13 protein-coding genes are annotated in these 12,675 nt (G+C 65.8%); 8 read left to right on the forward strand and 5 right to left on the reverse strand.

The features are described 5' to 3' along the window. Nucleotides 1–4: 4 nt before the first annotated feature. Nucleotides 5–649 carry a GvpL/GvpF family gas vesicle protein gene (locus SM755_RS09615; protein ID WP_323172445.1) on the reverse strand — a complete coding sequence of 215 codons (645 nt, stop codon included), beginning with the start codon at nucleotides 647–649 and terminating at the stop codon, nucleotides 5–7. 231 nt (nucleotides 650–880) lie between these two features. On the opposite strand from SM755_RS09615, the gene gvpA reads away from it, so the two are divergent. From gvpA to mutS, 5 genes are all read left to right on the forward strand, one after another. After that, the gene (gene gvpA / locus SM755_RS09620; RefSeq protein ID WP_006108429.1) at nucleotides 881–1,168 is read left to right on the forward strand and encodes a gas vesicle protein GvpA; all 288 of its coding nucleotides are present in this window, start codon (nucleotides 881–883) and stop codon (nucleotides 1,166–1,168) included. Between the two features lie 6 nt (nucleotides 1,169–1,174). After that, the gene (gene gvpN / locus SM755_RS09625) at nucleotides 1,175–2,338 is read left to right on the forward strand and encodes a gas vesicle protein GvpN (RefSeq protein WP_323172446.1); all 1,164 of its coding nucleotides are present in this window, start codon (nucleotides 1,175–1,177) and stop codon (nucleotides 2,336–2,338) included. Nucleotides 2,339–2,343: 5 nt separating this feature from the next. Beyond that, entirely contained in the window at nucleotides 2,344–2,904 is a 561-nt protein-coding gene (gvpO, locus tag SM755_RS09630; RefSeq protein ID WP_323172447.1) for a gas vesicle protein GvpO, halophile-type, read from the forward strand. Nucleotides 2,905–3,130: 226 nt separating this feature from the next. Next, a complete protein-coding gene (locus tag SM755_RS09635; RefSeq protein ID WP_323172448.1) occupies nucleotides 3,131–3,505 on the forward strand; it encodes a CHY zinc finger protein in 375 nt (124 codons plus the stop codon). A 66-nt stretch (nucleotides 3,506–3,571) separates the two neighbouring features. Continuing rightward, nucleotides 3,572–6,268 (forward strand): DNA mismatch repair protein MutS, encoded by a 2,697-nt coding sequence (gene mutS / locus SM755_RS09640; RefSeq protein WP_323172449.1) that lies wholly within the window; start codon nucleotides 3,572–3,574, stop codon nucleotides 6,266–6,268. Nucleotides 6,269–6,292: 24 nt separating this feature from the next. On the opposite strand, the gene SM755_RS09645 is transcribed toward mutS, so the two are convergent. Both SM755_RS09645 and SM755_RS09650 read right to left on the reverse strand, forming a co-directional pair. Continuing rightward, nucleotides 6,293–6,820, reverse strand: a complete 528-nt coding sequence (locus SM755_RS09645; RefSeq protein ID WP_323172450.1) for a GNAT family N-acetyltransferase — start codon at nucleotides 6,818–6,820, stop codon at nucleotides 6,293–6,295. A gap of 99 nt (nucleotides 6,821–6,919) precedes the next feature. After that, on the reverse strand, nucleotides 6,920–7,390 hold the full coding sequence (locus tag SM755_RS09650; RefSeq protein ID WP_323172451.1) for a DoxX family protein: 471 nt from the start codon (nucleotides 7,388–7,390) through the stop codon (nucleotides 6,920–6,922). Nucleotides 7,391–7,558: 168 nt separating this feature from the next. On the opposite strand from SM755_RS09650, the gene SM755_RS09655 reads away from it, so the two are divergent. After that, nucleotides 7,559–8,023, forward strand: coding sequence for a YbhB/YbcL family Raf kinase inhibitor-like protein (locus SM755_RS09655; RefSeq protein WP_323172452.1), 465 nt, complete (start codon nucleotides 7,559–7,561; stop codon nucleotides 8,021–8,023). A 97-nt stretch (nucleotides 8,024–8,120) separates the two neighbouring features. On the opposite strand, the gene nucS is transcribed toward SM755_RS09655, so the two are convergent. After that, nucleotides 8,121–8,969 (reverse strand): endonuclease NucS, encoded by an 849-nt coding sequence (nucS, locus tag SM755_RS09660; RefSeq protein WP_323172453.1) that lies wholly within the window; start codon nucleotides 8,967–8,969, stop codon nucleotides 8,121–8,123. A 141-nt stretch (nucleotides 8,970–9,110) separates the two neighbouring features. Between nucS and SM755_RS09665 the strand changes: the two genes are divergently transcribed. Next, on the forward strand, nucleotides 9,111–9,758 hold the full coding sequence (locus tag SM755_RS09665; RefSeq protein ID WP_323172454.1) for a hypothetical protein: 648 nt from the start codon (nucleotides 9,111–9,113) through the stop codon (nucleotides 9,756–9,758). A 9-nt stretch (nucleotides 9,759–9,767) separates the two neighbouring features. Here the strand turns inward: SM755_RS09665 and SM755_RS09670 are convergent, their stop codons facing one another. After that, nucleotides 9,768–10,250 carry a hypothetical protein gene (locus SM755_RS09670; protein WP_323172455.1) on the reverse strand — a complete coding sequence of 161 codons (483 nt, stop codon included), beginning with the start codon at nucleotides 10,248–10,250 and terminating at the stop codon, nucleotides 9,768–9,770. Between the two features lie 393 nt (nucleotides 10,251–10,643). Between SM755_RS09670 and SM755_RS09675 the strand changes: the two genes are divergently transcribed. Further along, a complete protein-coding gene (locus SM755_RS09675) occupies nucleotides 10,644–12,578 on the forward strand; it encodes a beta-CASP ribonuclease aCPSF1 (protein ID WP_006824674.1) in 1,935 nt (644 codons plus the stop codon). The last annotated feature ends 97 nt before the right edge of the window (nucleotides 12,579–12,675 follow it).

Here is a 12,675-nt window from a genome sequence, read left to right on the forward strand (position 1 = left end):
GCGATCACTGGGATTGGGCCCCGATTTCGACGTTGACGAAGCTATACGGTGCGAACGGGCCGGTGTACTGGACGAGAAGCTCGTCGCCGTAGCGGTCCTCGAGTCGGGCGACCGCCTCGTCGAAGGACTCGCGTTCGTCCTCGTCGACGAGGTACGATCGGTTCAACACAAGTCGGTCGCTGAAGCGACCGTTCTGGACCGCCTGTGCCGCGATCGGGTCGAGTTCGTCGCTGACGGCGTCCTCGACCTCGTCGCGGTCGACCGAGCCGTCCTCCTGGGTGACGAGTTTGAGCCCGAGTTCGATCCGGCCCTCGATGTCGCTCATCGCCCGTCGAAACGCCGGCCGAGCACCGCGGAGGACGTTCTTCAGCGTGCGGTCGTTCTCGAAGGCCATGCCGAACTGCATCGGGACGATGGTTTTGCCACCGTCGTAGTCCATGATCTCCCGAAGGACGTCGTCGTGGCGCTGGGCGTCCTCGTCGGTCTCTTCGGGGTCCGTGGTGTCGATGTTCGAGACGACGGCCCCGAGCCGTCGGTGGGTGACGGTGTAGACGCGGTCGGCACCGGCGACGGCGTCAGTCTCGAACTCGATGTCTCCCGTGTCGGCGGTGTTGACGATACCGTAGACGTACCGGTTGCTGTTGCTCATTCTGGGTCACTCCGGCTGCAGGGCGGTCGTGGATCGCTGCTCGGGCGGTAGTACGGGTCTCATAGAGAACGTAATCGTAATCGTCACGGGTAGTTCGACAGCCGCTTGCCTTACCGTGGTGCTTGCAATCGCAGCCTCGTTGTCACCTGAACTCGGGAGTCGGCTCAGCCGAGCCGGCTTGCAGTCGCAAAGCAAGCCGTGTTAGGAAATCGGAGTGAACCCGGAGACGTAATGGCACAACCACAACAGCGGCCAAACTCCTCGAGTCTCGCGGAGGTACTGGACCGCGTTCTCGACAAGGGCGTCGTCATCGACGTCTGGGCGCGCGTCTCCGTCGTCGGGATCGAACTCCTCACCGTCGAGGCCCGCGTCGTCGTCGCCTCCGTCGACACGTTCCTCCACTACGCGGAGGAGATCGCAAAAATTGAGCAAGCGACCGCGGACGGCGATCTCGAGGATCTCGAAGAACTCGAGGTCGAGCCGCGGCCCGAATCGTCGCCGCAATCGGCCACCGAGTAATCGACGATGGCCGAGGACACCTCGCGAAAGCGCAAGGTCCGCGGCAGGAAGATTCGCGGCGATCGAGAACAGAAAAAGCGACGGCGAGCGCGAAAGGAACTGGCGCGGAAGGCATCGCGAAACGGCGACCACGAGGCCGGCACAGCCGCGGCGAACGAGTCGACCGGGGACGAGGGCGGCGGCCATCTCGAATCCCCCGAGACCGTCGCTCCCGAGCCGTTCGTCGAAACCGACGCCGTCGAGTCGCTTCGCGAACGGATCACCGGCTGGCTCGCCGCCGACCAACCCGTGCACCTGATCGGGCCGACGGGCTGTGGAAAGACCGCACTCGCACTTTCGGCGGCCGCAGCGCGCGGCCGACCGGTCGTCCACATCAACGGCGACGAGGCCGTCGACACGGCGACGCTCGTCGGAACCTACGCCGGCGGCGAACGCTACGAGGAACGCGACGAGTTCGTCAGCGGCGTGAGCAAGAAGACGCAGATCGTTCGCGACCGCTGGGTCGACAACCCGCTCTCGGCGGCGGTACGGGAGGGTGCCACGCTCGTCTACAACGAGTTCTCCCGAAGCGATCCCGCCGCCCACAACGTCTTGCTCTCGGTGTTCGAGGAAGGCGTCCTGGAACGGCCGGGCAAGCGCGGGCGGGAGAGAACGATCGACGTGCATCCCGAGTTCCGGGCGATCCTCACGTCGAACGATGCGGAGTACGCCGGCGTCCACCGCCAACAGGATGCGCTGCTCGATCGCGTCGTCGGCGTCCACGTCGGCCACTACGACGCGGAAACCGAGCGCGAGATCGTCCGCACGCACGTGGACGTGGCGGATACTCGCGACGACGCAGAGCCGAGCGACTCCGGTGACTCGAACAACGACGAGCGCGGCGCACTCGATCCGGAAGCGATCGGAACCGTCGTCGAGACGACGCGCACATTGCGCGAGGAACTGCCGTTCGTCGTCGGGACGCGAGCGGCGATTACGGCGGCGAAAGGGATCGCTGTCTTCGGAACCCAGGCCGGTACCGAGTCGGCACAGCAACAGACGGACGGCGGTCACACCTTCGACGATGAGTTGCTGGCGGACGTCTTTACGGACGTTCTCGGGCCGAAACTCGCGGGCACGGAAATAGACGACGTATCGACGCTCCGAGAGCGGATTACCGAGACACTCTGAGACCAATGGCCAACGCCGAGACAGCGAACGCGACGACCCAGTGCAAGGCGCTCACCGCGGACGGCGAGCGCTGCTCGCGGCCGGCCCAGGACGACGGCTTTTGCTTCCAGCACGATGAGAGCGATCCCACCGTGAGCGAGGCCGATGACGCAGCCGAGGAACAGGAAGACGAACAAGCACAATCGAACCAAACCGACACCTCACAACCCACCTCTGAGATGGCCAGCGACGAAACAACCGACCCCGACGCCGTCGATACCGACGAACTCGACGCCGATACCGAATCGGATGTCGACACCGACCAGATCGAGGGCATCCTCGCGATCCGCCGAACCGTCGTCTCGACCGCCGGCGAACTCATCGGTCACGAGTTCGACGGCGTCAGCGAAATCTCGCCGACCGACGAGGGCTGGTGTGCCGTCGTCGAAGTCGTCGAGCGCTCAGCGGTCCCGGACACGCAGGACGTGCTCGGTCGGTACGAGATCGACCTCAATACGGACGGCGTCGTCCAGGGCTATCGGCGCCTCGACCGATACCGGCGAGGCGATACGACCGTGTTCGAGTAACCCCCCGGCAGTCGGGAGCCGATGCTAACCCGGTACCTGACGGCCGCCCACGCTGCCGAGTAGCGACTGCTACGTCACTACACTCGCTCCCAAGACACCCGGACCCAGAATCTCTCGATCCACCTCAATCCAGAATCCAGCCCCCGGATCCGGCTCCCGGCGGCCGCTCTCGGACCCACGAACCACAATCTCGAAGTGCTTTCCGGCCGTTCGCTCGACTGAACTCGTGTCTTCGCTCCCCGTCCGCGGCGTCGATGTCGGTCCCGAAACGCGGTGTGGACACTACCACACCGACCGCGATATCGTCTCGTTCCGATTCGACTGCTGCGACGCGTACTTCCCCTGTTTTCGGTGCCACGCGGCCGTCGAAGACCACGAGGCGATTCCCTGGCCACGAAATCGATTCAACGAGCCGTCCGTCCGCTGTGGGGCCTGTGACTCCGCGTTTACCGTCCCGACGTATCTCGCGTGTGCGTATCGCTGTCCGAACTGTGACGCCCCCTTCAATCCCGGCTGTGAGGCGCACGCGGATCGGTACTTCGAGACGGCGACCGGGGAGGCCGACACCGGGAAGGCTGACACCGGGGACACCGACGGCTGATCGTCGAGGGGAAGCAGTCGACGCGTCCAGCAAGCTATTTCAGCGTCCGGCGGCCGACCTCACAGTATGGACCCGGCGCTTGGCCCGCCCGACGCGATGGCCGAGAAACGCGACGAGTTGACGCCGATGATGCGTCAGTACCACGATCTCTGTGCCCGTTACGACGAGGCGATCGTCCTCTTTCAGGTCGGCGACTTCTACGAAACCTTCTGCGGGGCCGCCGAACGCAGCGCGCGGCTGCTCGAAATCGCGCTGACCAGCCGCGAGGACTCCACCGGCGAGTACCCGATGGCCGGCATCCCGATCGACAACGCCGAATCGTACATCGAAGAGCTACTGGAGGCTGGCTACCGCGTCGCCGTCGCGGATCAGGTCGAGGAACCCGGCGAAACCTCCGGCGTCGTCGAACGCGCAGTCACGCGAATCGTCACGCCCGGCACGCTCACCGAAGACGAACTGCTCGCGAGCGACGACAACAACTTCGTCGCAGCAATCGCCCGCGGCCGCGGCACCGACACGCGACCCGCCGCCGACGAACTCGCGCTCGCCCTCCTCGACGTCTCGACCGGCGACTTCCTCGCCACGAGTTCAGCTTCGGACGAGGCTATCGCGGACGAAGTCAGCCGCTTTGGGCCCGCGGAGGCGGTCGTCGGGCCGGACGCGCCGGCCGACGTGCTGCCGGAGGAGTGCATGGTGACGCCGTTCGACGACCGTGTGTTCGCCCGCGACCGTGCGGGCGAGACGGTCTCGAGCTACTTCGGCGATCCGGACGCGTTGCTCGCGAGCGACGCCGAAATACGGGCCTGCGGAGCCCTGCTCGCCTACGCGGAGTACGCCCGCGGCGGCGAACACGAGGGCGAGCGCGGCGACGGGACGGAGCGCGACGACGCGGTGAACTCGCCGGTCGCGGCCGGCAAAAACGAGGGCAACCGCCTCGAGTACCTCACCCACCTCACGCGCTACGATCCCCGCGAGTACCTCCTGCTCGACGCCGTCGCCCTGCGCAGCCTCGAACTCTTCGAGCCGCGGGCCGTCCGGGGCCGCGAGGACGCCACGCTCGTCGGCGTCCTCGACGAGACCGCCTGCGCGCTCGGCGGCCGCAAACTCCGGGACTGGCTCCGCCGACCGCTGCTCGAACCCCGCCGAATCGAGGCGCGCCACGACGCCGTCGAAGAGCTAACCGGCTCCGTCCAGACGCGCGAGCATTGCCACGAACTGCTTCGTGACGTGTACGACCTCGAACGGCTGATCGGACGCATCTCCCGCGAGCGGGCGAACGCGCGGGACTTGCGGTCGCTTCGGGACACCCTCGCCGTCGTCCCCGACCTCCGCGATCAACTGGCCGATGCCGACTGCGACCGGCTGACCGCCCTTCGCGACGAACTCGATCCGCTCGCCGACGTGCGGGATCTGATCGACGACGCCATCGTCGCCGATCCGCCGATCGAGATCACCGAGGGCGGCATCGTCGCCGAGGGCTACGATGCGGACTTGGACGACCTCCGCGGCACCGCCCGCGACGGCAAGCAGTGGATCGATGACCTGGAGGCTCGCGAGCGCGAGCGCACCGGCATCGACTCGCTCAAGGTCGGCTACAACTCCGTCCACGGCTACTACATCGAGGTGACGAACCCCAACCTCGATGCGGTGCCGGAGAACTACCAGCGCCGCCAAACCCTGAAGAACTCCGAACGGTTCGTCACGCCCGAACTCAAGGAGCGCGAGGACGAAATCGTCGGCGCGGAGGAACGCGCGGACGAACGCGAGTACGAACTCTTCTGCGACGTTCGCCGCACCGTCGCCGACGAAGTCAAACGCGTCCAGCGCCTGGCCGACGCGCTCGCGACCCTCGACGCCCTCGTCTCGCTCGCGACCGCCGCCGCCCAGTACGACTACTGCCGGCCGGAAATCCTCGATCGCGAGGCGGCCGACGGCGGCCTCGAAATCGATATCGAGGGCGGCCGCCACCCCGTCGTCGAACGAACCCAGGAATCGTTCGTCCCGAACGGGGCTCGTCTCTCCCCCGAGCGGCGACTCGCGGTGATTACTGGACCGAACATGTCCGGGAAATCGACGTACATGCGCCAGGTCGCCCAGATCGTCCTGCTCGCGCAAGTCGGCAGTTTCGTCCCCGCGAGAGCAGCGCGGCTCACACCCGTCGACCGCATCTTCACCCGCGTCGGCGCAAGCGACGACATCGCCGGCGGGCGCTCGACGTTCATGGTCGAGATGGACGAACTCGCGACCATCCTCCGGGACGCCGACGAGCGCTCGCTCGTCCTGCTCGACGAGGTCGGCCGCGGTACCTCGACCGCCGACGGCCTCGCCATCGCGCAGGCGATCACCGAACACCTCCACGACGAGGTCGGCGCAACCACCCTCTTTGCGACCCACCACCACCCGCTGACCGAACTCGCCGACGACCTCCCCGCCGCGTTCACCCTCCACTTCGCGGTCGACCAGACCGACGGCGAGGTCGTCTTCCACCACGAGATCGAACCCGGCGCGGCGACCGGCTCCTACGGCGTCGAAGTCGCGACCGCCGCCGGCGTCCCCGAGGCCGTCGTCGACCGCTCGCGCGAACTCGTCGACCAACCAGCATCCTCGTCCCCCTCGGACGCCCAGCAACAGGATCAGTACGCCGACGGCGGCGAACTTCCCGCCGATGTCGCCGCCGAACTCCGCGCCCTCGACGTCGGCCACCTCACCCCCGTCGACGCGCTTACTGAACTCGACCGTCTCCAGCGGCTACTCGAAGAGTGAGCGACGGTCTATCCTCCGACCCACCTATCCGCTCTCGACGAGTTCTTTTCGATAGACGAGGAGATCGACCTTCTCGGCGGACTGCTCGATCGGTTCGCGGTGGACGAGTTCGAATCCCTGCGTCTCGTACAGTCCTTGCGCGGCGGACTGGATCGACAGCGTATCGAGAACGATGGCCGTCGCTCCGCGCGTTCGCGCTCGGCGCTCGAGTTCATCGCAGCAGCGACCGCCGTAGCCACATCGCTGGTGGTCAGGCGCGACGCGTAGCCGAGTCAGTTCGACCGTCGAGTCCGGCGACGTGGCGCTGTATTTCGCAGCGATGGTCGCCTCCGAGACGGGGCGCAAGGCACCGGTGGCAACGATCCGTCCGTCGACCGTGCCGACGAGAAACGTCCCCGCCGTGTCGAGGTACGTCTCCGGTATCGTCTCGAGATCGTCGTCCGGAACGCCCTCGACGTACGCGCCGGCAGCCCGCATGGCCGCCTCGTGGACGGCCTGAACTCGCGGCCCATCACCGGGTTGGTAGCGGCGAATCGTCAGCGGCTGTGCCATGTGGTGGCGATGAGTGCGCCGTTCCAAAGCGATTGTGGATACGCCGATACGTTGGCGACTATCGCTCACCGTCCGGCTTCCGCGGATGGTGGGAAACGATTAGCTGGATGAGCCGTTCCGGCGGCCGAACCTGAGGAACGCGAGCGCCGCCCCGAACAGCGCCGTGTTTTTGAGGAAGTGGATCAGTTGCTGTTGTTTCTCCTCGGGATCGTCGAGGTTCCAGAAGTCGTGCATCACCGGGGTGACGCTGACCAGAAAGCCGGCGATCAACGCCGCGGCCGCGGATGGGCGTCGCCACAGCGCGATGCCGATGCCGCCGAGGAGCAACCCGCCGCTCGTCGCCGGAACCGTGTACTCGGGCATCGGCGTGTTCTTTGCCTCAGCGTAGGCGATCCGTTCGTCCAGATTCCAGAGGTTGTCGAGCGCGTTGAACGCGAGAATGCCGCCGAAGAGCGCGCGACCGAGGCGGAACACCCAACTCGTCTCGGCCGACGGCTCGGGTTCGACGGGCTCGGCCGGGGCCTCTCCGTCACCGTCCCCGCTCGACTGGAACCACGATTGAAGAGTCATGTCTCGAACGGACGGGCGCGGACGGTTAGAACTCGACGTAGCAATGGCAGGGGCCGTCCGCCGGTGACCGTCTCGGCGTTCGCCGAAACGTCCCCTGCAACGTTTTCCCTGATGCCGTCGAAGAATTACAGACGGGCCTGTCCTCGCACGAGGCAGGCGGTGATCACCGTGCCAGAACTGGCACTCACGAGTTCAGCGTTCGCGGACGGCGACCGAATCCCCGAGCAGTACGGCTACGGCGAATCGAACGTCAACCCGCCGCTCGAGTTCGGGGGCGTCCCCGACGAGGCCGAGGCCCTCGCGCTCGTCGTGGACGATCCGGACGCGGTCGACCCCGCGGGCAAGGTCTGGGACCACTGGATCGTCTGGAATATCCCGCCCGAACGGGAGGGGGTTCCGGAGGACTGGGACCCCGACCCCGACACCGATGTCGGAGAAGGAACGAACGACTTCGGCGAGCGCGGCTACGGCGGCCCGAACCCGCCCGACCGGGAACACACCTACCGGTTCAGGCTCTTCGCGCTCGAGTCGCCGCTCGACCTCGAGCCGGAGGCGGACGCCGACGACCTCGAATCCGCGGCGGCGGGTCGCGTCATCGAGACGACGACGCTCGAAGGGACGTACCCGGTCTGAACAGATTCCCATGTGAGTCGAGGCGGCGGATCACGGGTTCAGGTCACGAGTTCGGAGTCCAGGCCACCGGGCACGAACCCGAGTCACGACTGTGGCACTACGCGGCGGTCGGCTCCAGCGAGATGAACTCGAGTCCGTGCTCGGTCAGCAGTCGCTTGGCGCGGTCGGTAACGGACGGGGCGACGAGAATGCCCCGGACGGTGGCATCGGCGTGGAGGTCTCGGGCCAACGCGTCGACGTACCGGCGGAGTTGGCTCACTGCATCGGGACCGACGCGGCGGCGCTTGAGCTCGACGACGACCGTGCGGCCCGCGTCGTCCTCGCCGTAGATGTCGATCGCACCGGCGGCCGTATCGCGCTCGGTCGCAAGCGGCGTGAACCCGGGCTCGAGGAGGTCGGGCTCGTCGAGGAGCCGCTGGCGGAGATCCTCTTCCGTTCCAGAGAGGGCGAGTTCGGTTTCGTCGGTGCCCGAAAACGCGGACACCTGCAGGACGTTCCGAAAGCGCACGAGGAGGCGTTCGTCGGGCGTGGAACGGACGCTTTCGAGGGTGAGGATCTCCGTCGTTTCTGTCGTCTCTGTCTCGGTTTCCGTTTCCGTCTCCGTCGTTATCCCTCCCGCAGTCTCGGCGGTGTCGCTCCGGTCGGCATCGGCGTCTCGCTGCTCGCAGAAGACCTCGTGTTCGCAGCCCGGTGGCTGCCAGTTGACCGGCTGTTGGCCCTCGTCGGTGTGGACGAGCGCCGCACCATCGGGTTTGAGCATGACGTGACGGTCGCCGGCGTCGAGCGTGCTCGAGGCCCGGCCGTCGTATTCGACGGTGCAGCGACCGAAGACCGTCACGAGCGCCTCGCGGTCGATTCCGTCCGCGATGGCGTCGCAAGCGGCCGCGAGCGTGGGCTGTTCGAGCGTCACAGCGTGTAACTCCTGGTCCTGCTGGCTGTGGGTCACTGCCGATATCTAGCGAAGCGGCGGATAAAAGCGCCGCGACCGACTCCGAGGCGAGCGCTAGGTGCAGTTCAACCGAGCGGCACCCGCACAACGCCGGACAGTTGCGAGGGGTTCTTCCGTTCGTTCGCCCATTACTGACCCGTGACCGATTTCACAACGCGACGCCGTGTCCTGCAACTGACCGGCGTCGGCGCGACGACATCGCTCGCGGGCTGTAGCCAGTTCGATATGCTACAAAACGAGTCCGACGGCGGCGACGAGTTCGAACTCGAAACCGGCGTCGAGCCCGGAATCGATCCGGCCGAGGGAATCACCGCTTCCGTTCAGCCCGCCCGAGAGGACCTCGTCGCGCTCGAGCAGGAGGTCAGGGAGGAAGCCGGCGAGGACGCGACCCGACAGGAGCTAGAGACTTTGTACCAACAACGACAAACCGAACTGTTCCAGGAGCGCTCCGCCGAGTTCGAATCGGCGATGCTCGAAGACGACGACGTCTCGCTCGAGGCGGCCGTCGCCGAACAGGGCGCGTTCCTCGTCGACGGCCCCGACGACCGCCTCGTCGAGTTGCTCCGCGCCGAAGAAGTGGACGCGCTGCTTCCCGGCTCGGAATACGAACTCGTCCTCCAGCAGGCCCAGGGACAGGGCGCGAACGGGACTGGAAACGAGTCCGCACCCGACGGCGAGGGCGGGAACGACGGCGAAAGCGGCGGTGAGAACGAATCGACGACGGACGCGAAATCGGAGACGGACGAGGAGTCCGACTCGGACGGCGAGACGAACTCGAGCGAGTGACGACCGGCCTCACTCGACGCGAAACGGGCTCTCACGGTCGGTCCAGTCCCAACCGGGGAGCCGCTCCTGAAAGCCGGCCGCGAGCGCAGCATCGAGGTCGTCGAGGCCCGCGTTTTGGTCCGGGTCGCCGTGAACGTGAATATCCGCGTAGTGGAAGGTCGCCTCGCCGAGCGTCCGCAACGGCTGCGTGCCGGCGATGGTTGCAGCGAGTTCGCGACCGAGGAGTTCGTCGACGACGAAACCGGGATAGTCGTCCTGAACGTCGAGTTCACGGAGCAGTGCGACCATGGCGGCGACGTTGACGGCGAGGTCGCCGTCGGCGAAGACGGTGTCGACGGCCTGCTGGTACTGGGCCGTCGTGACGTGATCGACATCGGTATCAAAGTGGGTGCCGAGGTCGTCGCGGATGTCGTTGATGAGCGGGACGATGGTATCGGCGCGGGTGCGAATCCAGTCTCGTTCGTCGGCGACGCGGGCCGGTGTCAGGCGCATACGCCCACTACGGGTGGCGTCATCCTGGATTTTGCGAAGGCTTTTATACCACGCAAAGAATAGCCTCGGGTAAGCGGGTTCTCCCTGGAATCTTCCCGCAGTGACCAGGATAACCGACCTGGGAGTATGTTCGTCATGGGACGATGTCACAGCGAATGATCCGAGATACGACGCAGACTGCGTTGTCTCACGGGAGCGGACCGTGGTGTCGGTATCGGCGGCGGTGTCGGCGGTTCCGTCGTCGGTGTCTCTGTCGGTATCGGTATCGGCATCGGTCTCACCACTCAGCCACACGAGTTCGACAGTGGCGTGGGGTGGATCGGACGGCTGTGACAGCGACTTCCCGGCTCATACTCCCGGGCGACGAGTTCACGCAAGCCACATCTGGCGATTATGAGTACTGTAGAGCAGCAACTCGACGATTTGCAAGCAGAGATCACGAGCGAGTTACCGAGTGATATCTCGGTCTCCTCGGTGAAGTACGAAGGCCCGGAACTGGTCGTCTATACGCGCGATCCCAAGGAGTTTGCCCAACAGGGTGACCTCATCCGGAAGCTTGCGAGTAAGCTTCGCAAGCGGATCACCGTTCGACCGGATCCGAGCGTCCTCTCGCGGCCGAACGAGGCCCGAGAGGAGATCATGCAGGTAATTCCGGAGGACGCGGGCGTCACGGACCTCGACTTCCACGCCGATACTGGCGAGGTGGTCATCGAAGCCGAAAAGCCGGGGATGGTGATCGGCCGCCACGGGTCGACGTTGCGCGACATTACGAAAAACGTCGGCTGGACGCCCGAGGTCGTTCGGACGCCGCCGATCGAGTCCTCGACGGTCTCGAACGTTCGAAGCTTCCTCAAGCAGGAACGCGACGAGCGCCGGGACATCTTAGAGAAGGTCGGCCGACAGATCCACCGCGAGGAGATGTCCGACGACGAGTACGTCCGCATCTCGACGCTCGGTTGCTGTCGCGAGGTCGGCCGCGCGTCCTTTATTCTCTCGACGCCGGAGACGCGCATCCTCGTCGACTGTGGTGACAAGCCGGGTGCGGAAGGCGAGGTACCGTACCTGCACGCGCCCGAGGCGTTCGGCGCTGGTCCGGAGACGATCGACGCGGTCGTGCTCACGCACGCCCACCTCGACCACTCCGCGTTCATCCCGCTGTTGTTCAAGTACGGCTACGACGGCCCGATCTACTGTACCGAACCCACCCGGGACATGATGGGGCTGCTCACGCTCGACTACCTCGATGTCGCCGCAAAAGAGGGGCGCACGCCGCCGTACGACTCCGAGATGGTTCGCGAGGCGATCAAACACTGTATCCCTCTCGAATATGGAGACGTGACCGACATCGCGCCGGACGTCAAACTCACGCTGCACAACGCCGGCCACATTCTCGGCTCCGCCGTCTCGCACTTCCACATCGGCGACGGACTGTACAACGTCGCGTTCTCCGGCGACATTCACTACGAGGACACCCGCCTGTTCAACGGCGCGGTCAACGACTTCCCGCGCGTCGAAACGCTCGTCCTCGAGTCGACCTACGGCGGTCGGAACGACTACCAGACCGACCAGGCGGACTCCGAGGAGAAACTCAAGGAGGTCATCAACGAGACCTACGAGCAGGGCGGCAAGGTCGTCATCCCCGCTTTCGCGGTGGGCCGGTCCCAGGAGCTCATGCTCGTCCTCGAAGAGGCCATGCGCGAGGGCGATATCCCCTCCATGCCGGTCCACCTCGACGGCATGATCTGGGAGGCGACGGCGATCCACACGACCTATCCCGAATACCTGCGAGACGATCTTCGGGACCGCATCTTCCACGACGACGAGAATCCCTTCCTCGCCGACGAGTTCAACCACATCGACGGCGGCGAGGAGGAGCGCCAGGACGTCGCCGACGGCGACTCCTGTATCATCCTCTCGACGTCGGGGATGGTCACCGGCGGCCCGATCATGTCCTGGCTCGGCCACATCGGTCCCGACCCGGATTCGACGCTCGTCTTCGTCGGCTACCAGGCACAGGGAACGCTCGGCCGGCGCATCCAGAACGGCTGGGACGAGATTCCGACCAGCGAAGTCGGGGCGATGGGCTCTGACAACAGCCGCGGGACGCTCACGCTGAACATGGACGTCGACACCGTCGACGGGTTCTCCGGCCACGCCGACCGCGCGGGGCTCGAGAACTTCGTCAAGACGATGAATCCGCGCCCCGAGAAGGTGCTGTGTGTCCACGGCGACGAGCGCTCGGCACAGGACCTCTCCTCGGCGCTCTATCACGACTACAACATGCGGACCTTCGCACCGAAGAATCTGGAGACGTTCCGGTTCCTCTGATCGGTCTTTCGTCGGACGCTGGTCACACTCTCATCGACACCACCTGAACTCGTCGCTTCTGGAGAGGTGGAGCGGGAACGAACGAAACGAGGGTGAA

It is taken from the genome of Natrialba sp. PRR66, from assembly GCF_034808065.1.
Classification (GTDB): domain Archaea; phylum Halobacteriota; class Halobacteria; order Halobacteriales; family Natrialbaceae; genus Natrialba; species Natrialba aegyptia.